The organism is Streptomyces sp. NPDC001941 (assembly GCF_040296945.1).
In the GTDB taxonomy this organism is placed as follows: Bacteria; Actinomycetota; Actinomycetes; order Streptomycetales; family Streptomycetaceae; genus Streptomyces.
On sequence record NZ_JBEOYE010000121.1, the window covers coordinates 1 to 23,152 of the forward strand.

The following is a 23,152-nucleotide window of genomic DNA, read 5'->3' on the forward strand; positions in this document are numbered from 1 at the left end:
TCGTATCTCACTTTGGTGGGCTGTGCCGGGCCGGGCGGGCCCCGGCCCGGCGCGGCCCCGGACGGCCGGACACCGAGCAGTCGAACAATCCCCCTAGTGATGGCAGAGTGGCTGCATGGCTGAGCGGGCACAGGGGCCCCTGTCGCTCCCCGACGACTGGCCGGCCCACCCGGATCTGAGCCTGTCCCTCAACCACATGGGCAGCTTCGACTGGGACCTGGACAACGGGCTGCTCCACCTCGACCAGCACGCCCTGGACGTGCTGGAGATCAGCGCGGAGGAGTACGACGGCAGGCCCGAGACGCTGGCCGCCAACGTGCCGCGCGCCGAGGCGATGCGGCTGGACGCCATGGTGTCCCAGGCGCTGAAGAGCGGCAGCACCCACTACGGCGCCTACTTCCGGATCCGCCGGCCCGACGGCAGCCTGCGCTGGACCCACACCCAGGGCTCCATCCGGCGCGACGGCAGCGGCCGGCCGCGCCGCGTCATCGGCATCGTCCGCGACGCCACCCAGGAGCTCGCCGAGTCGGCCGCCCGGGTGGAGCTGGACGACGAACGGCGCCGGCAGACCAGCGTGGTGGAGTCCACCACCGCCGCGCTCGCCCACGCCTGCACCGTCAAGGACGTCACCGACGTCCTGAAGGAGTCGCACGGCATGGCGCACCTGGGCGCCACCAGCCTGGTCATGGGCCTGCTGGAGGCGGGCCGCATCCACCTGGTCGCCGACGGCCCCGAGGAGTCCTTCGTCCCCGGCACCCGGTACACGCGGGTGGACGAGCAGTACCCGATGAGCGAGGTCATCCGCACCCTCGGGCCGCGCTTCATCGAGTCGCCCGCCGACTTCGCCGCCTCCTACCCCCGGCTGTGGCCGCACATCAGCACGCTCGGCATCACCTCGGCCGCCTACCTGCCCCTGATCGCGCAGGGCCGGCCGATCGGCGCGCTCGGGCTCCTCTACAGCGGCAAGAACGGCTTCCCGCCCGAGGAGCGCAACCTGCTGGTGGCGCTGAGCAGCAGCATCGCCCAGTCCATCCAGCGCGCCATCCTCTACGAGCAGGAGCACGACCTCGCCGAGGGCCTCCAGCAGGCCATGCTGCCGCGCCGCATCCCCGACGTGCCGGGCGCGCGGATCGCGGTGCGCTACCGCTCCGCCCGGCAGGGCCGTGACGTGGGCGGCGACTGGTACGACGTGATCCCCCTGCCCGGCGGCCGGGTCGGCGCGGTCATCGGCGACGTCCAGGGCCACGACACCCACGCCGCCGCCGTCATGGGCCAGCTGCGCATCGTGCTGCGCGCCTACGCCGCCGAGGGGCACCCGCCCGCCACCGTGATGGCCCGCGCCTCGGTGTTCCTGCACGAGCTGGACACCGAGCGCTTCGCCACCTGCACGTACGCCGAGGCCGACCTCACCACCGGGGTCGTGCAGATGGTCCGGGCCGGGCACGTGGACCCGCTGCTGCGCGCGGCGGACGGCAGCTGTCACAGGGTGGCGGTCGAGGGCGGGCTCCCGCTGGGCCTGTCGGCCGAGTTCGGGCGGCTGGAGTACCCGGTGAGCACGCTGGAGCTGGACCCGGGGCAGACGCTGCTGCTGTGCACCGACGGCCTGATCGAGCGGCCCGGCGCCGACCTGGACGACGGGATGCGCTGGCTCACCGGCCTGGTCGCCACCGGGCCCGCCGACCTCCAGCTCCTCGCCGACCGGCTCTGCGAGGTGGTGGACGAGCGGGGCGGCGACGACGACGTGGCGATCCTGCTGCTGCGCCGCCACGGCGCGCACGCCCCGCGCCCGGGCGGCCGGCTGCGCCAGCACGTGGCGCAGAACGACCCCGAGGCGCTGCGCGCGGCCCGGCACCTGATCCGGGCGGCGGTGCGGGCCTGGGGCGCGGGGGAGCGGGCGGACGAGATCGAGCTGGTCGCCGACGAGCTGGTGACCAACGCGCTGATGCACACCGACGGCGGCGCCATCGTCACCGTACGGGTGCTGGCCGGGACCGGGCGGCGGCTGCGGGCCGAGGTGGAGGACCGCTCCAGCGCCCTGCCGCGCCGCCGCGAGGCGGGGGACGCGGGGGTGTCGGGGCGGGGGCTGCTGCTGGTGGAGCGGCTCGCGGACGCGTGGGGCGTGGAGCCGCGCGGCGGCGGCAAGTGCGTGTGGTGCGAGTTCGTCATCCCGGACCGGTAGAGCGGTACGGCACGTCAGGACCCCGGGGCGGGCTCCCGGGGCGGTACGACGATCAGGAGTACCGTTCCGTAACAGTGCGTTAACTGATCGTACTTGACCGTAACCGACCGAAGGCGGTTCACTACCTTTTCCCGTGTCCGTCCGCACGCGGACACACCCCACCTCCGACGTCGTGAGGACCCCTTGGCCACCGAGCTCCTGGCACCGCTCGACCTCGCCTTCTGGCACCTGGAAACCACCGGCCACCCCATGCACCTGGGCGCACTCGCGCTCTTCGGGCCCGGCGGCCCCGACCGGGACGTGCTCGCCCTGCTCGCCGAGCGCGCCGCCGCCGTCCCCCGGCTGCGGATGTGCGTACGGGACGTGTGGCTGCCGGTCGGCGGCGCCGCGTGGACCACCGACCGCTCCTTCGACGTGCACCGGCACGTGCGCCGACTCGCCGTGCCCGACGCCGACTTCGCCGCGGGCGCCGCCAGGATGGCCGGGGAGTTGATGGAGCGCCCGCTCGCCCGGGGCCTGCCGCCCTGGGAGATGTACCTGCTCACCGGGCGGCCCGGCGGCCCGTTCGCCGTCCTGGTCAAGCTGCACCACGCCCTCGCCGACGGGCTGCGCGCCGTCGCCATCGGCGCCGGGATCTTCGACCAGATCGGCGGCCCGGCCGCGGCGCCCCGCCGCACCCGGACCGTGCCGCCCCGCTCCTGGCTGCCCGGCCCGCGCCAGATCGCCGGGGCGGCGCGCGATCGCCTGGAGGAGTTCGGCCAGGCCGTCGGCGTCGGCGCCTCCGTCGTACGCGCCACCGCCGGGCGCCTCGACCCGCGCGGCGCCGCCGCCTGCCTGGCCGCCGCGCCCAGCGGGACACGCCGGCTGGCCACCGCCGACCTGGACCTGGACGAGGTGCGCCGGGTCCGCAGGGCCGTCGGGGGCACCGCCAACGACGTGCTCCTCGCCGTCGTCGCCGGGGCCCTGCGCCGCTGGATCCTGGAGCGCGGCGAGCCGCTGCCCGGGGCCGAGCCGCGCGCCCTCGTCCCCGTGTCCCGGCGCCGGCCGGGCGGCGCCCCCGACACCGGCAACCGCCTCTCCGCGTACCTGCTCGGCCTGCCGGTCGCCGAGGCCGACCCGCTCGCCCGGCTGGCGGCGGTGCGCTCCGGCATGGACCGCAACAAGGCGGCGGGCCCCTCGCGCGGGGCCGGGGCGGTCGCCCTGCTGGCCGACCAACTGCCGCCGCTCGCCCACAAGTTCGGTGCCCCACTGGCGGGCAGCGCGGCCCGCATGCTCTTCGACGTGCTGGTCACCAGCGTGCCGCTGCCCCGCTCGGCCCTCTCCCTGGGCGGCAGCCCGCTGCGGGCCGTCTACCCGCTGGCCCCGCTCGCCCGCGGCCAGGCGCTGGCCGTCGCCATGTCCCCGTACGGCGGCCGGGTCCACCTCGGCGTCGTCGCCGACGGCGCGGCCGTCCCCGACGCCGACCTGCTCGCCGGGTGCATGGGCCGGGAGCTGGCCGAACTGCTCGCCCGCACCACGTGAACGCGCGGCCCGCCCGTCCGTGCGGCAGGCTGGGGGCATGCCCGAGCTGCCCGAGGTCGAAGCCCTGCGGGTGTTCCTCGACGAGCACCTGACCGGCAGGGAGATCGCCCGCGTCCTGCCCGTCGCGGTGAGCGTGCTGAAGACGTACGACCCGCCGCTCACCGCGCTGCAGGGCGCCACCGTCGAATCCGTCGCCCGGCACGGCAAGTTCCTCGACCTCGGCGCGGGCGGCCTGCACCTGCTCTTCCACCTCGCCCGGGCGGGCTGGCTGCGCTGGTACGACGTCCTGCCCTCGGGCGCCCCGCGCCCCGGCAAGGGCCCCCTCGCGCTGCGCTGCGCCCTGATCACCGGCGAGGGCTTCGACCTCACCGAGGCGGGCACCACCAAGCGGCTCGCCGTGCACCTCGTCCACGACCCGGCCGAGGTGCCCGGCGTCGCCCGGCTCGGGCCCGACCCGCTCGCGCCGGACTTCGACCGCGCGGCGTTCGCCGCGCTGCTGGCCGGGGAGCGGCGCCAGTTGAAGGGGGCGCTGCGGGACCAGAGCCTGATCGCCGGGATCGGCAACGCCTACAGTGACGAGATCCTGCACGCGGCCCGGATGTCGCCCTTCAAGCCCGTCCAGAACCTCACCGACGACGAGGTCACCCTCCTCCACCACGCGATGCGCGACACCCTCACCGAAGCGGTCGCCCGCTCCCAGGGGCTGGCCGCCCGCGACCTCAAGGCCGAGAAGAAGACCGGCCTGCGGGTGCACGGGCGCGCCGGGCAGCCCTGTCCGGTCTGCGGCGACACCGTGCGCGAGGTGTCCTACCGCGACTCCTCGCTCCAGTACTGCCCCACCTGCCAGACCGGAGGCAAGCCGCTGGCCGACCGCCGGATGTCGCGGCTGCTGAAGTAGCGCCCGCGCCCGTGCCGTTCCCGTGCCGCCCCGCGCCCGTGCCGTTCCCGTGCCGGCCGCCCCCCGGGGGCCGTGGTCCGGAGCGCGGGGCCCGCCTACACTGCCCGGCATGCTGCGCGTACTGGCCGTCGACGACGAGGAACCCGCCCTGGCGGAACTGCTCTACCTGCTGCGGCGCGACCCCCGGGTGCGCACCGCCGAGGGCGCGGGCGACGCCACCGAGGCGCTGCGCCGCATCGGCCGCGCGCTGGACGCCGGGCCCGACGGGGACGACGCCGTCGACGTGGTGTTCCTCGACATCCACATGGCCGGGCTCACCGGACTCGACGTGGCCAGGCTGCTCGCCGGGTTCGCCCGCCCGCCGCTCATCGTGTTCGTCACCGCCCACGAGGGCTTCGCCGTCCAGGCCTTCGACCTCAAGGCCGTCGACTACGTCCTCAAGCCGGTGCGCGAGGAGCGCCTCGCCGAGGCCGTGCGCCGGGTCGGCGAACTGGTCGGAGCCCCCGCCGTCCCGACCGCCCCCGCGGCCCCCGCCCCGCCCCCCGCGCTCGGCACCGCCGAGCAGATCCCGGTCGAACTGGGCGGCGTCACCCGCTTCGTGGCCGTCGGCGACATCGCCTACGTCGAGGCCCAGGGCGACTACGCCCGGCTGCACACCGACGACGGCAGCCACCTGGTGCGCATCCCGCTGTCCACCCTGGAGGAGCGCTGGGGCCCCCGCGGCTTCGTCCGCATACACCGCAGCCACCTGGTCGCCCTCGCCCGCATCGACGAACTGCGCCTGGACGGCGGCGCCACCACCGTCCGGGTCGGCCGCGCCGAACTCGCCGTAAGCCGCCGCCACGCCCGTGAACTGCGGGACCTGCTGATGCGCCGCTCACGCAACTGACCCGGGGGACACGACCGTTCGGCGCACCGCCCGCGCCGTTCGCCGCCTCCCGTCCGCCGTACGGCGACGGGCGGGACGCGCCGGACGTGCCCGCCCCACGGCCGCGCCTACGCTCGTTCCCGTACCGGAGGGGGAGCGTGATGTCCGAGATCGAAGCGCTGCTGGACGCGCTCCGCAGGCTCCCGGCGCGCCCGCCCGCCGGTCCGGGCGGCGTGCACGACCTGCTGGACGCGGCCAAGAGCGCTGCCGCGCGCTGGGCGGACGTCCTGGACGAGATCGGCAGTTGCGCCCACGGCCTGGTCGGACCCCGGGCGGAGGCCGCGCTCGCCGCCGCCTTCCGGCGGGCCGAACAGTCCTACGTGGAGCTGGAGATCGCGCTCGCAGACTTCACCGAGTTCGCGGACCCCGGGACGCTCCCCGACTTCACGGACAAGACCGGCAAGTCCGACGGGGGAGCCTACCCCCGCTGATCGCCGCTGCGTAGACTCCGGGCACCCGCGGCCGCACGCGCAGAAAGGGGCGCCGATGCCCGCACGCGAGGACGACCGCCGCGGCCCGCCCGGCGAGCGCCAGGACCGCCCGCGCCGGGAGACCGTCACCGGCGTGCCCCGCCCGGCCCGGCGCACCCCCGGGCACGCGCCCGCCCGCTCCGAGATCGACGAGCAGACCACCCTGGGCGCCACCTACGTGCGGTCCCTGATGCGCAGCCAGCTGCGCGCGGCGCTCACCGCGCTCGCCGTCCTGGCCCTGCTCGTGGGCACCCTGCCGCTGCTCTTCGCGCTGCCCTCCGCCGTCGGCCGCGGCACCCTCTCGCCCACCCCGCTGGTGTGGGGCGCCCTCGGCGTCGCGGTCTACCCGGTCATGTGGCTGACCGCCCGCTGGTACGTGCGCCGCGCCGAGCGCAACGAACGCGACTTCACCGGCCTCGTGGAAGGCCGCTGAGCCGCGGTGGACCGGGAGTGAACCAGACCTACGCGGTCGCCGCCGTCACCGTCGTCGTCCTCGCCACCGTCCTCATCGGCGCCCTCGGGCTGCGCATCTCGCGCACCACGTCCGACTTCTACGTCGCCTCGCGCACCGTCAAGCCCGGCCTCAACGCCGCCGCCATCAGCGGCGAGTACCTCTCCGCCGCCTCCTTCCTCGGCATCGCCGGGCTCGTCCTGCTCCAGGGTCCCGACATGCTCTGGTACCCCGTCGGCTACACCGCCGGCTACCTGGTGCTGCTCGTCCTCGTCGCCGCCCCGCTGCGCCGCTCCGGCGCCTACACGCTGCCCGACTTCGCCGAGGCCCGCCTCCAGTCGCCCCGGGTGCGCCGGCTGGCCAGCCTGTTCGTCCTCGGCATCGGCTGGCTCTACCTGCTGCCCCAGCTCCAGGGCGCCGGACTCACCCTGGAGATCATGACCGGGGCGCCGGACTGGGTCGGCGGCCTCGTCGTCGCCGTCGTCGTCACCGGCGCGGTCGCCGCCGGGGGCATGCGCAGCATCACCTTCGTCCAGGCCTTCCAGTACTGGCTCAAGCTCACCGCCCTGCTGGTGCCCGCCCTGTTCCTGGTGCTCGCCTGGCTCGGCGACGACGCCCCGCGGGCCCGCTTCGACGCCCCCGCCGTGCTGCGCGAGCACCGCGTGGTCAAGGTCCACGACACCGTACGGATCGACCTGGAGCGGCCCCTGGCGCTCACCGTCACCGGCACCGTCGACGGACGCCGCCACGACCACGCCCGCCTCACCCTCCAGCGGGGCACCCACCAGGTCACCGCGGGCACCGAACTCGGCCTGCCCGCGGGCGCGCCCGTCCCCGAGCGCGCCGCCCGCGGTACCGACCCGGCCGGCTGGTCCCAGCCCCTGGCCGGGGGCCGCGACGGCTACCAGCTGTACGCCACGTACGGGCTGATCCTGGCGACCTTCCTGGGCACCATGGGACTGCCGCACGTCGCCGTGCGCTTCTACACCAGCCCGCACGGCCGCGCCGCCCGCCGCACCACCCTCGTCGTGCTCGGCCTGATCGGCGCCTTCTACCTGCTGCCGCCCGTCTACGGCGCCCTCGGCCGGATCTACGCGCCCGAACTCGCCCTGACCGGCGAGGCCGACGCCGCCGTCCTGGTGCTGCCCGAACGCCTCGTCGGCGGGCTCGGCGGCGACCTGCTGGGCGCGCTGCTCGCGGGCGGCGCCTTCGCCGCGTTCCTGTCCACCGCCTCCGGGCTGACCATGTCCGTCGCCGGAGTGCTCACCCAGGACGTGCTGCCCACCCGGGGCGTGCGCCACTTCCGGCTCGCCACCGCCCTCGCCATGGCCGTGCCGCTCGCGGTCAGCCTGGTCGCCAGCAACGTGCCGGTCGCCGACGCGGTGGGCCTCGCCTTCGCCGTCTCCGCCTCCTCCTTCTGCCCGCTGCTCGTCCTCGGCATCTGGTGGCGCCGCCTCACCCCGCCCGGCGCGATGGCCGGACTCGTGGTCGGCGGCGGCAGCGCGCTGGCCGCCGTGATGCTCACCCGGGCCGGGCTCGCCCCCGGGGGCTGGCCGCACGCCCTGATGGCCTGGCCCGCGGCCTGGTCGGTGCCGCTGGGCTTCCTCACCATGGTGCTCGTCTCCCTGGCCACGCCCCACCACGTGCCCGCCGGGACCCCCGCGATCCTGGCCCGGCTCCACCTGCCCGAGGACCTGGTCGGCGCGGCGCGGCCGGAAGGGGCGCGGCGGTGACCGGCACGGGACTCGCCGCGCTCGGCGCCGCGGGCGCCGTGCTGCTCGTCGCCGGGTACGCCCTGGGCCGGCTCACCGGCCGCCGGGGCGCCCGCCGCGACCTGGACCTCGGCACCCCCGTGGAGCGCGCCACCTTCCACACCCTGCACACCGCCTCGCTGGCCGCGCCGCCGCTGCGGGCCGGGCTGACCGAGGACACCGCCCGCAAGGCCGCCCGCAGGCTGCGCTCCCTGCTGGGCACCGAGGCGCTGTGCCTGACCGACCGCGAGAAGGTGCTCGCCTGGGACGGCCCCGGCCTGGACCACCACGAGGAGCCGGTCCTGCTGCGGGTCGCCGAGATGCTGGAGTCCGGGCGCGGCCTGAGCGTGCGCACCGCCTGCGACGACCTGAAGTGCCCGCTGCGCTGGGCCGTGGTCGCCCCGCTGACCGGCGAGGACGGCGTGCTGGGCGCGCTCGTGGCGTACGGCTCGCAGGAGTCGGCGGTGCTGGTGCGGGCCGCCACCGAGGTCGCCCGCTGGGTCTCCGTACAGCTGGAGCTCGCCGAACTGGACCGGTCCCGCACCCGGTTGATCGAGGCCGAGATCCGCGCGCTGCGCGCCCAGATCTCCCCGCACTTCATCTTCAACTCGCTCGCCGCGATCGCCTCGTTCGTGCGCACCGACCCCGAGCGGGCCCGTGAACTCCTCCTGGAGTTCGCCGACTTCACCCGCTACTCGTTCCGCCGCCACGGCGACTTCACGCACCTCGCCGACGAGTTGCGCTCCATCGAGCAGTACCTGGCCCTGGCCGGCGCCCGGTTCGGCGACCGGCTCAAGGTCACCCTCCAGATCGCGCCCGAGGTACTGCCGGTGACCCTGCCGTTCCTGTGCCTGCAGCCGCTGGTGGAGAACGCCGTCAAGCACGGTCTGGAGGACTCCCGCACCGAGTGCCGGGTCACCATCGCCGCGCGCGACGCCGGGTCCGAGGCCGTCGTCACCATCGAGGACGACGGGGTGGGCATGGACCCCGCCGCCCTGCGGCGGATCCTGTCGGGGGAGCGCCGCGAGGGCTCCGGGATCGGCCTGTCCAACGTCGACGAGCGGCTGCGCCAGGCGTACGGGGACGACCACGGGCTCGTCGTCGAGACCGGGGTCGGCGCGGGCATGAAGATCACCGTACGGATCCCCAAGTACCGCGCGGGCGTGCACCGCGACGCGACGGGCTGAACCGGGCCCGGGCGAGGGGCGGCCCCGAGTGGCGGGCCGGGGACGCGGGGTCAGAACAGGTGGATCGACAGGTGCCCCAGCGGGACCCCCAGCTTCCAGGCCGGCATCCACACCTGCGCCGTCTCGTCGACGGCCAGCGACGCCGGGTGCGCGGGCGGCCACGGCTCCGGCTCGCCCAGGTCGGCGGCGAGCAGCTCGGTCGAGCCGAGCCAGCGCCAGGCCTCCAGCGCGAGCGCCAGGTCGGGGCCGGGCTCCCCGCCGTGGCAGGCCGCCTCGCGGGCCGCCAGCTCCTCGCGCACCCACTCCTGCCACGGGTGGCCGTACGCCGTCAGCGACAGCCACTCCTCCAGCCGGGCCAGGGCCCGCACGCCGGCCGACTCGTCGGTCGCGTCGCAGAGGAACACCGTGAGCGCCAGCGTGCGGCGTCCGGCGAGGTACTCCAGCGACCCGGGGGCGACCAGACAGCCCGTGCGCAGCAGTTCGTCGGCTGTGTACTCGGCGCACAGCCACGCCATGGGGACGGCGAGTCCGCCTCCACTGGTGCCGTTACTTCTCTCGGGCCGCACCGGTCCACCCTCTCCCTCTCCCGGAGGTCCACTGTCGGACTCTGTGACGAAGAGCCTCCACTGTCGGGCACGGGTATGGGTCGCTCTTTGCTCAACTGGACGGTGTGGTTTCGAATACGTTCAGCCTCGGACCGCAACGCCTGGGAAAGAAAGGTGCCACGGGGGCGCACGTGAATCGTGCGCCCTCGTGGACCCGGCTCGCGCACCCCGTGCGGAAGGCCCGCGCGGGGTGCGCGGGCGCGAGGGACGGTGGGGCGCGGCGGCGGCTCGTCGGGGCGGCCCGGACCCGCCGGGCGCCCCCGGATCACCCCAGGAGCGCGTACACCGCCGTGGCGTGCGCGGCCGGTTCCTGGTCGCCCTCCGCGGTCATCCGCACGTCGGCGAACGCCATCCGCTTGCCGACCTTGGTGAGCACCGCGTGCACCAGCACGTCCGCGCCGAGCACCGGCCGCTGGAAGGTGATCGACTGCTGGACCGTGGTCATCGGCACGAACCCGCCGCGCGCGGAGGCCACCGCGACCACCACCGCCGTGTCGGCGGCGGCCATCAGCGCCTGTCCTGACAGCCCGCCGCCCTCCCGGGCCAGCCGGTCCGACCAGGGCAGCCGCAGCACGGCCTCCCGCTCGCCGGTGCGCTCGACGCCGAGCGCGAGGTCGAGCACCCAGGGTGCGAAGTTGTCGCGGAGCAGCTGGGCGGCGTCGGCGAGAGGCAGGGTCACCGGATCATTCTGGGGCGCGGCCCGGGGTCCCACAAGGGCGCCGAACAGGGCCTGTGCCGGGTGCGGGTGACGATCGGTCAGCTGCGTGCGTACGCGTGACGGGCGGTCAGCCGCGGGAGGTCGCGTACCCGGGCAGGCTGCGCCCCAGGGCCCGCAGGGCGTAGTGCGAGCGGGACTTGACCGTGCCGGCCGGTATGCCCAGCTCGGCGGCGGCCTCGCTGACCGTCTGCCCGTGGAAGTAGATCCGCACCAGGACCGCCCGGTGCTCCGGGCTCAGGCCGCGCACCGCGGCGCGCACGTCGAGGGCGGCCACCGCCGTCTCGGTGGCGTCCGCCGGGTCGGCCGCGGTGGCCAGCACGCTGTCGCCGATCTCCGCCGGGCGGGCCAGCCGGGAGCGCCGCGCGTCGATCGCCAGGCGCCGCCCCACCGTGAACAGCCAGGGCCGCATCGAGTCGTACGGGCCGTCGAAGGCCTCCGGGTGCTGCCAGGCCCGCACCAGCGTCTCCTGCGCCAGGTCCTCGGCGCGCTGCTGGTCCCCGTACGTCAGCCCGAGCAGGAACGACAGCAGGGCGGCCCCGTGCTCGCGCTGCAGCGCCTCCAGAGCGTCCTCGCCGGTCGTCACGGTCGCCGTCGCCATCGGTCCTCACCCTTTCCCGCGGATCGACCCCCGCGTGGCCGTATCCGAGCGCATTCGCAAGGGAAGTGACAGGCACCACACCGCGAGATGCGGCGAGCGGTCGCAACGAGCGACGAATGGTGCGGCGAACGGTCGGGTTCCGCGCCCCGCGCGCCCCCTGACGCACTCGCCGCGGGGGTGCGGGAAGCACTCCACCGGCTCGCGGCGGCCCGCACCCGCGCGCGCCCGCGCCCCGAACGCCGGTACGGGCGGAGGCCCCCCGGAGGGCGGACGGGGCCGCCGCCGAACCGGCGAAATCGAGCGCTCGTCCGGAGGCGTCCCTTGACCGGGCCCGGCCCGGGCGGTGGATTCAGGGGGCATCCACCACGCCCGGATCCAGCACGCCCGGATCCACCACCCCGGACCCACACCCCGACCCACGGAGCCCCAGCGATGACCCAGCGCACCCGACGGGCGGCGGTGGCCCTGACCGCCGCCCTGCTCACCGCGACCGGCTGCTCCGCCGAAGGAGGCCCGGCCACTCCCGGGCAGCGCCCGGTCGAGCGCCCGGCCCCCTCCTCCGCGGGCGGGCCCGCCGCGGCGGCGCGCGGCTTCACCCTCGTCGCCACCGGGGACGTCCTGCCGCACACCTCGGTCATCCGCCAGGCCGCGGCCGACGCGGGCGGCGACGGGCACGACTTCCGGCCGATGCTGGCGGGCGCCCGGTCCGTCGTCGCCCCCGCCGACATCGCCATCTGCCACATGGAGACGGTGTACGGACCGGCGGGCGGCCCGTTCTCCGGCTACCCGGCCTTCGTCTCGCCGCCCTCGGTCGCCGCCGCGCTGCGCGCCACCGGCTACGACTCCTGCTCCACCGCCTCCAACCACACCCTGGACGACGGCTCCGCCGGACTGCGCCGCACCCTGGACGCCCTGGACGCGGCGGGCGTCAAGCACGCCGGTTCGGCCCGCACGGCCGCCGAGGCGCGCCGCCCGGCCTGGCTGCGCGGCGGCACCGCCAAGGTCGCCCAGCTGGCCTACACCTACGGCACCAACGACATCCCGCTGCCCAAGGGCCGCCCCTGGGCGGTCAACCTGATCGACGAGGGGCGGATGGTCGCCGACGCCCGCGCCGCCCGCCGGGCCGGGGCCGACGTCGTGGTGGTCAGCGTGCACTGGGGCACCGAGTGGCAGGACGAGCCGGACGAGCGCCAACTGGCCCTGGCCAGGCGGCTGACCGCCTCGAAGACCGCGGGCCGCCCGGACGTCGACCTGATCCTGGGCACCCACGCGCACGTGCCGCAGGCGTACCAGAAGGTCAACGGCTCCTGGGTGATCTACGGGATGGGCGACCAGGTCGCCGGGCAGATGTTCAACCACGAGGGGCAGCGGGACGAGCGGGGGAACATGAGCTCCCTGGGCCGCTTCACCTTCGCGCCGCCGGCGAAGCGCGGGCAGGCGTGGCGGGTCACCAGGGCCGAGTTCGTCCCGCAGTGGTTCGACACCGACAGCGGCCGGGTCAGGGTGGGCGGCGCGGTCCCGTCCCGGGTCCGCGCCCACGTCCGCCAGGTCGTGCTGAGCCGGGGCGCCGCCGCCCAGGGCCTCCGCCAGGGCGGCTGACCGGGCCGACTCCCCGCCGCACGACGAGAGGCCCGCTCGGGCGGGGCGCCCGGACCCTGCCCGCGGCGCCCCGCGCCCGAGCCCGGCTCCCGTACGTCCGTACAGGGCACGGGGCTACAGGGCTACGGCACCACCGTCACCGGCCAGCGGCCCGCCTTGACCAGGCGCACGGCCACCGAGCCGATGATGCGGTGGCCCGCCGACTCCGAGGCGCCGACCACCACCGCGTCCGCCGTCAGCTCGTCCGCGGCCGTCACCAGGCCCGCGTAGGGGTCGCCCCGGAAGGTGTGGAACTCCCAGCGCACCTCCCATATCCCCTTGACCCGTTCGGCCGCCCGGCGGATCTCGGCCACCAGTTCCTCGGCGATCTCGCCGGTGGTGTCCGCGACCGGGGCGCCCATGGCGGCGCCCGCGGGCATCACCGGCTGGACGTAGACGATGGCGAGGAGGGCGTTCTGGCGGCGGGCGAGGCCGCCCGCGTAGGCCGCCGCGCGCAGGGAGGAGTCGGAGCCGTCGACGCCCACGACGATCACCTTCGGACCGTCCGTGCCGCGCTCGAACCGGGAGGAGTGCTGCTCTGTCACTCGAACGAGGTTAGTTGTTCCCGACAGGCGTTCTCGAGGAGGTCTCCTTAGAGTCGGAGCCATGAGTGTCAGCGTGGAACAGCCCGCACCTGCCCGCGCCCCGTTCCTGCCGCGGTTCCTGAGCCAGGTGCCGTACGCCTTCGGGCTCTTCTTCGGCGCGATCGGGCTCTTCTGCGTCCTGCTGTCGCTGTCGCCCGGGCTGCGGCTGCTCCTGAAGCCGGTCGCGGTGTTCCTGGACCGGGTGACCATCCCGGTCAGCGCCAACCTCGCGTACGCCGTCTTCCTGCTGCTGCTCGGCGCCGCCGTCGCGGCCCGCAAGAAGGCGGCCTGGTGGCTGGTCGTCGCCTACGTGTCGCTGCTGTTCCTGGCCGACGTCCTGCTGCTGATCTTCGACCGGGACTGGATCTGGCTGCCCAACTTCGTGCTGTGCGTCCTCGCGCTGGTCACGCTGGTCCTGGCCCGGGGCGAGTTCTACGCGGAGACCCGGCGCGGCGCCCTGTGGCGGGCCCTGGCCGTCCTCGCGGGCGGTCTCGGCGCGGGAATCCTGGCCGGCTGGGGACTGGTCGAGCTGTTCCCCGGCACGCTGGTGGCGCACCAGCGGCTGCTCTGGGCGGCCAACCGGGTGCTGGGCGGCCTGGTCTCGGTCGGCCAGTTCGACGGCCGCCCGCCACGCCCGCTGTTCTTCTTCCTCGGCCTGTTCGGCGCGATCGCCCTGCTCAGCGCCGCCGCCACGCTCTTCCGCTCGCAGCGCCTGGAGGCCGCGCTGCACGGCGACGAGGAGGCCCGGCTGCGGGCCCTGCTCGGCGCGTACGGCGCCCAGGACTCGCTGGGCTACTTCGCCACCCGCCGCGACAAGGCCGTCGTCTTCTCGCCCAACGGCAAGGCCGCCGTCACCTACCGCGTCGAGGCCGGGGTGGCCCTGGCCAGCGGTGACCCGGTCGGCGACCGGGAGTCCTGGCCGCCCGCGATCGAGGCCTGGCTGGACGTCGCCAAGCGCTACGCCTGGGCGCCCGCCGTGATGGGCGCCTCCGAGGACGGCGCCAAGGTCTTCGCCCGGTCCGGCCTGGGCGCGATCCAGCTGGGCGACGAGGCGATCCTGCAGGTGGCCCGGTTCGACCTGGACGGCCGCGACATGCGGGTCACCCGGCAGGCCGTCAACCGCGTCCGGCGCACCGGTGCCACCACCAAGATCCGCCGCCACTCCGTCCTCACCGACGAGGAGATGCGGCGGATCGTCGACAAGGCCGACGCCTGGCGCGACACCGAGACCGAGCGGGGCTTCTCCATGGCCCTGGACCGGCTCGGCGACCCGGAGGACGGCGACTGCCTGCTGGTGGAGGCCTTCGACGGCGACGGCAAGCTGATCGCCCTGCTGTCGTTCGTGCCCTGGGGCAGGGACGGCATCTCGCTGGACCTGATGCGCCGCGACCGCAGCGCGCCCAACGGCGTCATGGAGTTCATGGTCGCCGAGCTCTGCGCGTACGCCCCCAAGCTCGGGGTGCGCCGGATCTCGCTGAACTTCGCCGTCTTCCGCTCCGCCTTCGAGGAGGGCGCCCGGATCGGCGCCGGACCGGTGCTGCGGGTCTGGCGCAAGCTGCTGCTGTTCTTCTCCCGGTGGTGGCAGCTGGAGGCGCTGTACCGCTCGAACGTGAAGTACCAGCCCGAGTGGTACCCGCGCTTCCTGTGCTTCGGCGACGCCGGCTCGCTGGCCCGGGTCGGCCTGGCCTCCGGCATCGCCGAGGGCTTCGTCTCCGTGCCCAGCCTGCGCAAGCTGTGGGGCAAGGGGCGGCGCGCGCCGCGCGGAGCGGTCACCAGCCCCGTCACCACCGAGGGCCTGCCCGCCATCGACGCGCTCGGCCTGGCCGGCCCCTGCGCGGCGGGGGAGGGCGGCGCCGAGCGGCTGCCGGAGCAGGTGCGGGTGCGCCACCGCAAGCTGGAGCGGCTGCGGGCCGAGGGCGTCGACCCGTACCCCGTCGGCGTCGCCGCGCGGACCAGCACCCTGGCGGCGCTGACGGCCGACCGGGTGGGCGAGGAGGCCACCGTCGCCGGGCGCGTCATGGTCGTGCGCGACCTGGGCGGCGTGGTCTTCGCCGACCTGCGCGACTGGTCCGGCGACCGGCAGCTGGCGCTGACCCGGGACGGCGCGGGCAAGCAGGAGCTGGAGCGGTTCACCCGGGACCTCGACCTGGGCGACCAGATCACCGCCACCGGCACGCTCGGCACCAGTGACAAGGGCGAGCTGACGCTCTTCGTGACCGGCTGGCAGCTGGTCGCCAAGTGCCTGCGCCCGCTGCCCGACAAGCGCCGCGGCCTGTCCGACCCCGAGGCGAAGGTGCGCCAGCGGTACGTCGACCTGATCGCCAGCCCTGACGCCCGCGAGGTGGTGCGGGCCCGCTCCACCGCCGTGCAGGCGCTGCGCCAGGGCCTGCTGGAGCGCGGCTACCTGGAGGTCGAGACGCCGATGCTCCAGCAGATCCACGGCGGCGCCAACGCCCGGCCCTTCACCACCCACATCAACGCCTACGACCTCGACCTCTACCTGCGCATCGCGCCCGAGCTGTACCTGAAGCGGCTGTGCGTGGGCGGCCTGGAGAAGGTCTTCGAGATGGGCCGCACCTTCCGCAACGAGGGCGTGAGCTACAAGCACAACCCCGAGTTCACGATGCTGGAGGCCTACCAGGCGTACGCCGACTACGACGTGATGCTGGACCTGACGCGCGAGCTGATCCAGGGCGCCGCGACCGCCGCCTTCGGCTCCCCGCTGGCCCGCAAGAACGGCAAGGAGTACGACATCTCCGGCGCCTGGCCGGTCAAGACCGTCTACGGGGCCGTCTCCGAGGCGCTGGGCGAGGAGGTCGACGCCGACACCGGCGAGGACGCGCTGCGCCGGCTGTGCGACCGCGCGGGCGTGCCGCACACCCCGGAGAACTCGCGCGGCGACGTCGTCCTGGAGATGTACGAGCGGCTGGTGGAGGAGCGCACCGAGCTGCCCACCTTCTACAAGGACTTCCCCACCGACGTCTCCCCGCTGACCCGCCAGCACCGCCGCGACCCGCGCCTCGCCGAGCGCTGGGACCTGGTCGCCTTCGGTACGGAACTGGGCACCGCTTACTCGGAGTTGACCGACCCCGTGGAGCAGCGCAGGCGGCTGACCGCCCAGTCGCTGCTCGCCGCCGGCGGCGACCCGGAGGCGATGGAGCTGGACGAGGACTTCCTGGACGCCCTGGAGTACGCGATGCCGCCGACCGGCGGCCTGGGCATCGGGGTGGACCGGCTGGTCATGTTCCTCACCGGGCGCACCATCCGCGAGACGCTGCCGTTCCCGCTGGTGCGGCGCTCCTGAGCGGGCCGCCGGGCGGCCCGTGCGGCCGCCCGGTGTCGGCTCATCGGGTGTTTTCGCCGCCCCGGCCGGTGTCGCTCAGGCCCGGTGGTGCTCCACCGTGCGAGCAGTTAGTCATGAAAACGGATGAGATGCCCCCGAGGCGGCGCCACGTGCTCCGGCTCGCCGCGGCCCTCGGGGCGACCGCCACCGTGGGACTGTTCGCCGCCGACCGCCTCACCGACGCCCCGGTCCGGGCCAAGGCCCCGGCCCCCGCCGGACCCGCCCCCGGCCCGCAGGCCGCCGCCGCCCGGCTCAAGCCCTCGGCCTACCGCCTCCAGCCCATGACCGAGTACGCCCCGCCGCGCTTCAGGCGCGCCCTGCCGCCGGTGCGCCAGCGGCCGTTCCTGCGCATGTCCGAAGCGGGCCGCACGATGGTGCTCACCTTCGATGACGGGCCCGACCCCCGCTACACCCCCGACGTCCTGCGCACCCTGCGCCAGTACGGGGTGCGCGCGATGTTCTTCGTCTGCGGCGAGATGGCCACCGACAACCGGGACCTGCTGCGGGAGATGGCCGACGACGGTCACGTGATCGGCAACCACTCCTGGTCCCACCCGCTCGTCCCCAAGCTCGCGCCCTCGCGCATCCGCGACGAACTCGGCTCCACCAGCGAGGTCATCGAGAAGAGCGTCGGCAGCGCCCCGCTCTGGTACCGGGCCCCGTACGGCGCGTGGAACAAGCACTCCTTCGAGATCGGCGCCGAACTGGGCATGGAGCCGCTGGGCTGGACCGTCGACACCCTCGACTGGACCGAGCCGGGCACGGGCACGATCGTGCGCCGGGTCCGGGAGGGCGCGGGCCCCGGCGTCGTGGTCCTCTCGCACGACGCGGGCGGCAACCGCTCGCAGAGCGTCGCGGCCCTGCGCCGCTACCTGCCGGAGCTGATCGACTCGGGCTACCACATCACGGTGCCCCGGCGCTGAGGCGCGGCGCGGGCCCCGGGCGAGGGGCCCGCGCCGGCACGGGCACGTACGCGGCACGCGGTCGACGCGTGCCCGGCACGCACCGGACGCGTACGCGATGCGTGTCCGGCACGTACCGGACACGTACGTGACGTGTGCTCAGCACGCACCGGAGACGTACGCGACGCGTGCTCGGCACGCACTCAGTTCGCGCTCGGCACGTACTCAGCGCGTGCTCACCAGGCGGGCGAAGACCACCACGTTGCCGTCGTAGCCGCCCGCCCGCGTGTAGCCCCCGCCGCAGGTGATCACCCGCAGCTCGGGCCGTCCGGTGTCGCCGTAGACCCGGGCGCCGGGGAAGTCCTGCTTGGAGAACACCTCCACCCCGTACACCTCGAAGACCGCGACCCGGCCGTCGTAGCGGGTCACCTCCACGTGCTGGCCCTTCTTCAGCGAGCCGAGCCCGTAGAAGACGGCCGGGCCCGCCTGGTTGTCGACGTGGCCCACCACCACGGAGGTGCCGCGCTGGCCCGGGGCGATGCCGTTCTGGTACCAGCCCGCCAGGTTGGCGTCCTGCGGCGGCGGCGCCTCCACCCAGCCGTCCGGGTCGAGGCCGACGTCCACCACGGGCGCGTCCACCTTCAGCGCCTCGATGCGCACCCGCGAGGCCGGCGCGTACGCCAGCGGCTCCACGCCGCCGGGGCGCGCGGCGGCCACCGGGTCGGCCCGGCCGTCCGGCGCGGCCGCGGCGGCGGGCTGCGGGGGACCGAGCGGTACGTCCACGCCGTTGCGCATCATCGCGAGGCCCGTCAGCAGGACCAGGGCCAGCGGGCCCCAGGGTGACAGCCTCCACGACTGCGAGCGGCCGTGATCCAGGCCCATGGCTCTCCTTCTCGGCGACTTCTCGGCGACCACGTGGCGCCCTCCGGGCGACGCCTGACAGCACGCTAAGTCGGCGCCACGGCGGCGGCGACAGGGCAGCGGCGAACGGGTGGCCCCCGGCGCCCGGCTGACCCATCCGAGTCATCGGTCGTACAAAATTTCTGACGGTCCGTGACCTGCGGCTCCGTCAGATCCCGGGCGCCCGGCACGGCGTGTCGTCCCACCGGATGGGCCCACGGCCGACATGCGGGGAACGGCGGGCCACGTGAGGGTTCGTCATGGAGGCGTACTCGTCGAATCTCCCGGAGCGCCGCTCCGGGGCGCCTCCCACTGGAGGTTCAACCATGCGTGCTTCACGCGCCCTCGCGGTGGCCGCCACCGCCTGCGCGGCCGTCGGGCTGTCCGCGCCGCTGGCCCTCGCCACCAGCGGGCCGAGCAACATCACGGTCAACCCCTACTCGGTCCACCAGGGCTCGACGCTGACGGTCACCGCGCAGGGCTGCGGCCACGGCGGCACCGTCACGTCCAACGCGTTCGCGCAGACCAGCCTGACGGTCAACTCCTCGGGGCACTCGACCGCCAGCCCGCGCATCCACGACCACGCCACCCCCGGCCACTACAACCTGGCCGTCAAGTGCAGCGACAACGCCATGGTCGCCACGCACCAGTTCACGGTGCTCGACGGCCGGGGCGCGCACGGCGGCCTGGGCGGCTCCATGGGCCCGTCCTCCACCGAGATGGCGGTCGGCGGCGGCCTGGTGGCCACCGCGGCCGTCGGCGGCACCTTCTTCCTCGCCCGGCGCCGGCGCGTCTCCGGCGTGCAGGTGTGACCGGCCGCGGCGCGCGGCCGCGTCCGATACGCCCGTCGCCCCGGGTCCCTCCAGGAGGGACCCGGGGCGACCGGGTTCTGCGGGCCGGTGCGGCGGGGCGTCAGTGCTGACGTCCCTCCGTACGGCGGCGCATCACGTACACGACACCGGTGGCGGCGGCCACCACCAGGGCCGTACCGGCGGCGAGCTCACCGGCGTCCATGACGCCGACGCTGCCGCCCAGACCGCCCCGCACACCGCGCGGGGTGGCGGGGACCGAGGTGGAGCTGGTCGTCGGCGCGGCGCTGCCGCCCGCGACCGTGACCTCGGCCGTGCCCGACGTACCGCCCGGGCAGGTGAAGGACACCGTGTACATGGCGCCCTTCTTGGCGTCCCAGTCGACGGTGGCCGTGGCCGCGCCGCCGGGTGGGATCGTGACCGTGTCGAAGATCCCCGAGGACGCGGTCGCGGTGGCCGAGCAGCCGGGGGCGGTCAGCTGGACGCGCCCGCCCGCGGCGACCGTCGACGGCGTCACCAGATAGGTGCCGCCCGCCGCCTTCCGCTGGTCCTTGGGCGCGTCGGCCGCCGAGGCGGCGGACGCGGAGAGGGTGACGGCGGCCGCCGTCATGAGCAGGGCGGCCGCGGGACGTATCGCGCGCATGGTGAACCTCCGGGTCCCCGAGGAGCACCTGCGGAACGGATGTCCACAACAGTCGGATAAGACGCTACATGCACCTCGATGCCGGAAACGCTAGGAGCGCCCTACCACACCCGCGATCCCAGACGTGCGAATGGGGCAGCGGCGTCCCCCGTGCGGCGCAGTGCTGAGGCACGGTCAGCTCCCGGCCGCGCCCCGGCCGCCCGGCCCGCGGCGGGGGCGGGACGGGGCGCGGCCGGGAGCGCCGCCTCACCCGGTCAGCCTCCCGTCACGGCGGGGAACAGGTCGTGGAAGGGCCCGGCGGTGGCGCTGATGCCCCGTCCGAACGGCGCGTCGAAGTCCCAGATCAGGAAGAGCAGGAACGCGATCAGGGCGCTGAACAGACCGGCCAGCAGCAGCTCCCGGCCGGTGCGCCGGATCTGCAGCGTGAAGATCAGCCCGACCGTCACCAGCGCGCCGCCGATCAGGCCGAACCACACCACCCCGGGCATCGTGGCGCCCGCGCTCTCGCCGCGCGCGTGCCGCGCGTCGTCGGCCGCCGCCACCTGGTCCACCAGCGGCTGGTAGGCCTGCCCCTCGTGGTCGTCGGCCGGCCGGTAGTCCGTCACCGAGCGGCGCACCCGCTCCAGGAGCTCGTCGCCCTTGGGGGTGAGCTCCTCGTGCTGGCCCATGTAGTGCCACTCGTGGTCGACCACCCAGCTGACGTACGTCTCGACGTCGGCGGTGATCTTCTCGTGCACGGCCGCCGGGTACACGGCCGAACGCGCCTGCACCTCGTGCAGGGCCTGCGCCTCCTGGCGCACGGTCTCCTGCGCGCCGCCGCGGGCCTCCCACACGCCCGCGATGGCCAGGCCGAGGACGATCGCGTACACCACGCCGATCATCATCGTCATGTACTCGAGGACGTCGGGGGTCTGGGAGGGGTCGTCGTCCTCGCGCACCCGGCGGTGGTGCAGGACGGTGATGGTGAGCACGACGGCGCAGGCGGCGGCCATCGCGATCGTCAGGACGAGCCAGTCGGACAAGGGGGCCTCACTTCGGGGTGGGGGCGGGCGTGCCGGGGGCGGGGCGGCTCAGCGCCCGCGCGGGCGCAGGGCGGCGGTGGCCAGCACGGCCGGGGCGGTCAGCAGCAGCGTCATCGACACCAGCGAGGTGCCGTGCTCGCGCTTCCTGGGCCGCGGCGGGCGGTACGTGGGGATGGCCACCGGCCGTTTCGGCGGCGGGCCGAGCGTGGGTGTCGGCGCGGGGCTCGTCGGTGGGGGCGGCGCGGCGCGCGGCGGCGCGGGCCGGGGCGCGGGGGTCGCCGGGGGAGTCATCCCGGGTTTCGGCTTGGGCTTGGGCTTGGGCGTCGGCTTCGGGCGCGGGGCGGGTGGCTCCGGTGTCGGCGTCGGCTTCGGTGTGGGCCGAGGCGTGGGCGTCGGGGTGGGGGTCGGGGTCGGCTCCGGCGGCGGGCTCGTCGGGGGAGTCGGCGTGGGCGTCGGACAGGGCGGCGGCTTGTGGGGCGGCGGGCACCAGTGGTGGCCGGTCCCGGAGACGGCCACGACCGACCCGTCCGGACCCGGCGAGGCGTACGCGCAGGCGTCCGCGGAGGCCTGCGGGGCAGCCGGAGCGCCCAGCAGGAAGCAGAGGGCGGTGGCCGCGAGACACCGCCGGACGAGTGATCCGTGCACGCGTAGAGGATGATCAGGGCAAGCGCTTGTGGAGGAGCGAAGTGCTCCTGATTCGCCTGATGGTGGGGATTCGAAGCATTCATGGCGCACGCCCCGCGGAGCGTGCTCCGGTGTGCGACCGGAACAGCAGTTCGCCGGGGTGGTCGGGCCCCGCGCCCGTACCGCCGGGGGGACTTCCGCACCCGTACCGCCGGGAAAAACTTCCGCACCCGTTGAACACCCGGCCGCCCCGCGCCCGTACCTAAGGCCATCGAAGGCGCACCTCGCGTCTCAACTGGCTTCAATCATACGGGAGTTGACATGAACAACTGGCGCACCGCCTCGCTCGCGCTGACCGCCGCCGCCGTCCTCGCGCTGACGACGGGGTGCGGCCAGGGCAAGGCCGGCCAGGCCCCCGCCGGGGCGGCCGTCGGCGCGGCGCCGGCCGGGGCGCCCGCCGACGGCGGCTACGGCGACGGCTACGGCGCGGACACGCAGGCGGGGCAGAGCGCGGCGAAACCCGCCGGGCAGCTCGCGGTGCGCGACAGCGCGCAGCTCGGCAGGGTGCTCACCGACAGCGCGGGCTTCACCCTCTACCGCTTCGACAAGGACAGCGCCAAGCCCTCCAAGGCCACCTGCGCCGGGGCCTGCGCCGCGACCTGGCCGGTCGTCGCGGCCGGCGACGCCACCGCCGCGGCCGGCACCGACCCCGCGCTGCTCGGCGAGGTCACCCGGGCCGACGGCACCCGGCAGCTGACCGTCGGCGGCTGGCCCGTCTACCGCTACGCCAAGGACGCCAAGCCCGGGGAGGCCAACGGGCAGGGGGTCGGCGGCACCTGGTTCGCCGCCGCGCCCGACGGCAAGAAGGCCGCCCCGGCCGCCGCCGCCGGGGAGAAGGAGCCGGCCGACCTCGCCGGGCTCTCCGTGCGCAAGGACCCCGAACTCGGCGACATCATCGTGAACCGCGAGGGCAGGACGGTCTACCGCTTCAAGAAGGACTCGGCCTGGCCGATGAAGTCCGCCTGCACCGGCGCCTGCCTGGAGAAGTGGCCGGCGCTCGCCCCGGTCGCCAAGAACGACACCAAGGGCATCACCCTCAAGGGGTACGTCACCTTCGCCCGGCCCGACGGCGTCAAGCAGCAGGCCGTCGACTGCTGGCCGCTCTACACCTTCTCCGGCGACGCCGCGCCCGGGGACACCAACGGCCAGGGCGTGGGAGGCACTTGGTACGCCGTGTCGCCGCAGGGCAAGCTCGTCGGGGCGCCCAAGTAGGCACCCGCACCGCCCTCCTGGCAGCTCTCCGGCAGCCCTCCGGCAGACCCCGGGGAGGCCGCCCGCCCCGCGAGCGGGGCGAACGGGCCCGCCGCCACGCGTCCCCTCC

At 75.2% G+C, this 23,152-nt stretch carries 21 protein-coding genes; 13 read left to right on the forward strand and 8 right to left on the reverse strand.

Going from position 1 to position 23,152, the window contains the following annotated elements:
- The first annotated feature begins 115 nt into the window (after positions 1 to 115).
- The 8 genes from ABT160_RS41745 (at position 116) to ABT160_RS41780 (ending at position 9,385) form a co-directional block, all read left to right on the forward strand.
- On the forward strand, positions 116 to 2,179 hold the full coding sequence (locus ABT160_RS41745) for a SpoIIE family protein phosphatase (RefSeq protein ID WP_351654207.1): 2,064 nt from the start codon (positions 116 to 118) through the stop codon (positions 2,177 to 2,179).
- Positions 2,180 to 2,362: 183 nt separating this feature from the next.
- Positions 2,363 to 3,700 (forward strand): wax ester/triacylglycerol synthase family O-acyltransferase, encoded by a 1,338-nt coding sequence (locus ABT160_RS41750; protein ID WP_351654209.1) that lies wholly within the window; start codon positions 2,363 to 2,365, stop codon positions 3,698 to 3,700.
- Positions 3,701 to 3,737: 37 nt separating this feature from the next.
- Entirely contained in the window at positions 3,738 to 4,598 is an 861-nt protein-coding gene (locus ABT160_RS41755; protein WP_351654211.1) for an Fpg/Nei family DNA glycosylase, read from the forward strand.
- 109 nt (positions 4,599 to 4,707) lie between these two features.
- On the forward strand, positions 4,708 to 5,487 hold the full coding sequence (locus ABT160_RS41760) for a LytR/AlgR family response regulator transcription factor (RefSeq protein WP_351654213.1): 780 nt from the start codon (positions 4,708 to 4,710) through the stop codon (positions 5,485 to 5,487).
- Between the two features lie 140 nt (positions 5,488 to 5,627).
- On the forward strand, positions 5,628 to 5,957 hold the full coding sequence (locus tag ABT160_RS41765; protein ID WP_351654215.1) for a hypothetical protein: 330 nt from the start codon (positions 5,628 to 5,630) through the stop codon (positions 5,955 to 5,957).
- 55 nt (positions 5,958 to 6,012) lie between these two features.
- Positions 6,013 to 6,429: a hypothetical protein gene (locus ABT160_RS41770; RefSeq protein ID WP_351654216.1), complete on the forward strand. Its 417-nt coding sequence runs from the start codon at positions 6,013 to 6,015 to the stop codon at positions 6,427 to 6,429.
- A gap of 17 nt (positions 6,430 to 6,446) precedes the next feature.
- Entirely contained in the window at positions 6,447 to 8,180 is a 1,734-nt protein-coding gene (locus ABT160_RS41775) for a sodium/solute symporter (protein WP_351654218.1), read from the forward strand.
- Positions 8,177 to 9,385, forward strand: a complete 1,209-nt coding sequence (locus ABT160_RS41780) for a histidine kinase (RefSeq protein WP_351654220.1) — start codon at positions 8,177 to 8,179, stop codon at positions 9,383 to 9,385. Before ABT160_RS41775 ends, ABT160_RS41780 begins: the two co-directional genes overlap by 4 nt.
- Positions 9,386 to 9,435: 50 nt before the next feature.
- Here ABT160_RS41780 and ABT160_RS41785 read toward each other — a convergent pair whose 3' ends face one another.
- The 3 genes from ABT160_RS41785 to ABT160_RS41795 form a co-directional block, all read right to left on the reverse strand.
- The gene (locus tag ABT160_RS41785; RefSeq protein WP_351654222.1) at positions 9,436 to 9,951 is read right to left on the reverse strand and encodes a hypothetical protein; all 516 of its coding nucleotides are present in this window, start codon (positions 9,949 to 9,951) and stop codon (positions 9,436 to 9,438) included.
- 304 nt (positions 9,952 to 10,255) lie between these two features.
- Positions 10,256 to 10,669 carry a PaaI family thioesterase gene (locus ABT160_RS41790; RefSeq protein WP_351654224.1) on the reverse strand — a complete coding sequence of 138 codons (414 nt, stop codon included), beginning with the start codon at positions 10,667 to 10,669 and terminating at the stop codon, positions 10,256 to 10,258.
- Positions 10,670 to 10,775: 106 nt separating this feature from the next.
- The gene (locus ABT160_RS41795) at positions 10,776 to 11,306 is read right to left on the reverse strand and encodes a sigma-70 family RNA polymerase sigma factor (protein WP_351654226.1); all 531 of its coding nucleotides are present in this window, start codon (positions 11,304 to 11,306) and stop codon (positions 10,776 to 10,778) included.
- Positions 11,307 to 11,738: 432 nt separating this feature from the next.
- On the opposite strand from ABT160_RS41795, the gene ABT160_RS41800 reads away from it, so the two are divergent.
- Positions 11,739 to 12,905: a CapA family protein gene (locus ABT160_RS41800; RefSeq protein WP_351654228.1), complete on the forward strand. Its 1,167-nt coding sequence runs from the start codon at positions 11,739 to 11,741 to the stop codon at positions 12,903 to 12,905.
- A 122-nt stretch (positions 12,906 to 13,027) separates the two neighbouring features.
- On the opposite strand, the gene ABT160_RS41805 is transcribed toward ABT160_RS41800, so the two are convergent.
- Positions 13,028 to 13,489: a universal stress protein gene (locus tag ABT160_RS41805; RefSeq protein ID WP_351654230.1), complete on the reverse strand. Its 462-nt coding sequence runs from the start codon at positions 13,487 to 13,489 to the stop codon at positions 13,028 to 13,030.
- A 61-nt stretch (positions 13,490 to 13,550) separates the two neighbouring features.
- On the opposite strand from ABT160_RS41805, the gene lysX reads away from it, so the two are divergent.
- Positions 13,551 to 16,832 (forward strand): bifunctional lysylphosphatidylglycerol synthetase/lysine--tRNA ligase LysX, encoded by a 3,282-nt coding sequence (gene lysX / locus ABT160_RS41810; protein ID WP_351654232.1) that lies wholly within the window; start codon positions 13,551 to 13,553, stop codon positions 16,830 to 16,832.
- Between the two features lie 113 nt (positions 16,833 to 16,945).
- Positions 16,946 to 17,794, forward strand: a complete 849-nt coding sequence (locus tag ABT160_RS41815; protein ID WP_351654234.1) for a polysaccharide deacetylase family protein — start codon at positions 16,946 to 16,948, stop codon at positions 17,792 to 17,794.
- 204 nt (positions 17,795 to 17,998) lie between these two features.
- Here ABT160_RS41815 and ABT160_RS41820 read toward each other — a convergent pair whose 3' ends face one another.
- Positions 17,999 to 18,655, reverse strand: a complete 657-nt coding sequence (locus ABT160_RS41820; protein ID WP_351654236.1) for a class F sortase — start codon at positions 18,653 to 18,655, stop codon at positions 17,999 to 18,001.
- A gap of 344 nt (positions 18,656 to 18,999) precedes the next feature.
- Between ABT160_RS41820 and ABT160_RS41825 the strand changes: the two genes are divergently transcribed.
- The gene (locus ABT160_RS41825) at positions 19,000 to 19,485 is read left to right on the forward strand and encodes a hypothetical protein (protein WP_351654238.1); all 486 of its coding nucleotides are present in this window, start codon (positions 19,000 to 19,002) and stop codon (positions 19,483 to 19,485) included.
- Positions 19,486 to 19,585: 100 nt separating this feature from the next.
- Here the strand turns inward: ABT160_RS41825 and ABT160_RS41830 are convergent, their stop codons facing one another.
- From ABT160_RS41830 to ABT160_RS41840, 3 genes are all read right to left on the reverse strand, one after another.
- Positions 19,586 to 20,125 carry a hypothetical protein gene (locus ABT160_RS41830; RefSeq protein ID WP_351654240.1) on the reverse strand — a complete coding sequence of 180 codons (540 nt, stop codon included), beginning with the start codon at positions 20,123 to 20,125 and terminating at the stop codon, positions 19,586 to 19,588.
- A 254-nt stretch (positions 20,126 to 20,379) separates the two neighbouring features.
- Positions 20,380 to 21,147: a bestrophin-like domain gene (locus ABT160_RS41835; protein WP_351654242.1), complete on the reverse strand. Its 768-nt coding sequence runs from the start codon at positions 21,145 to 21,147 to the stop codon at positions 20,380 to 20,382.
- A 48-nt stretch (positions 21,148 to 21,195) separates the two neighbouring features.
- Positions 21,196 to 21,327, reverse strand: a complete 132-nt coding sequence (locus tag ABT160_RS41840; protein WP_351654244.1) for a hypothetical protein — start codon at positions 21,325 to 21,327, stop codon at positions 21,196 to 21,198.
- Between the two features lie 765 nt (positions 21,328 to 22,092).
- Between ABT160_RS41840 and ABT160_RS41845 the strand changes: the two genes are divergently transcribed.
- Complete coding sequence (locus tag ABT160_RS41845; RefSeq protein WP_351654246.1) at positions 22,093 to 23,043, forward strand: SCO0930 family lipoprotein; 951 nt, start codon at positions 22,093 to 22,095, stop codon at positions 23,041 to 23,043.
- The last annotated feature ends 109 nt before the right edge of the window (positions 23,044 to 23,152 follow it).

Excerpts from the sequence above, each read along its gene's own strand:
- ABT160_RS41830 (WP_351654240.1), bottom strand. The coding sequence starts at position 20,125 with ATGCGCGCGATACGTCCCGCGGCCGCCCTGCTCATGACGGCGGCCGCC.
- ABT160_RS41765 (WP_351654215.1), top strand. The coding sequence starts at position 5,628 with ATGTCCGAGATCGAAGCGCTGCTGGACGCGCTCCGCAGGCTCCCGGCG.
- ABT160_RS41815 (WP_351654234.1), top strand. The coding sequence starts at position 16,946 with ATGAAAACGGATGAGATGCCCCCGAGGCGGCGCCACGTGCTCCGGCTC.
- lysX (WP_351654232.1), top strand. The coding sequence starts at position 13,551 with ATGAGTGTCAGCGTGGAACAGCCCGCACCTGCCCGCGCCCCGTTCCTG.
- ABT160_RS41845 (WP_351654246.1), top strand. The coding sequence starts at position 22,093 with ATGAACAACTGGCGCACCGCCTCGCTCGCGCTGACCGCCGCCGCCGTC.
- ABT160_RS41770 (WP_351654216.1), top strand. The coding sequence starts at position 6,013 with ATGCCCGCACGCGAGGACGACCGCCGCGGCCCGCCCGGCGAGCGCCAG.
- ABT160_RS41745 (WP_351654207.1), top strand. The coding sequence starts at position 116 with ATGGCTGAGCGGGCACAGGGGCCCCTGTCGCTCCCCGACGACTGGCCG.
- ABT160_RS41760 (WP_351654213.1), top strand. The coding sequence starts at position 4,708 with ATGCTGCGCGTACTGGCCGTCGACGACGAGGAACCCGCCCTGGCGGAA.
- ABT160_RS41795 (WP_351654226.1), bottom strand. The coding sequence starts at position 11,306 with ATGGCGACGGCGACCGTGACGACCGGCGAGGACGCTCTGGAGGCGCTG.
- ABT160_RS41825 (WP_351654238.1), top strand. The coding sequence starts at position 19,000 with ATGCGTGCTTCACGCGCCCTCGCGGTGGCCGCCACCGCCTGCGCGGCC.
- ABT160_RS41820 (WP_351654236.1), bottom strand. The coding sequence starts at position 18,655 with ATGGGCCTGGATCACGGCCGCTCGCAGTCGTGGAGGCTGTCACCCTGG.
- ABT160_RS41755 (WP_351654211.1), top strand. The coding sequence starts at position 3,738 with ATGCCCGAGCTGCCCGAGGTCGAAGCCCTGCGGGTGTTCCTCGACGAG.
- ABT160_RS41800 (WP_351654228.1), top strand. The coding sequence starts at position 11,739 with ATGACCCAGCGCACCCGACGGGCGGCGGTGGCCCTGACCGCCGCCCTG.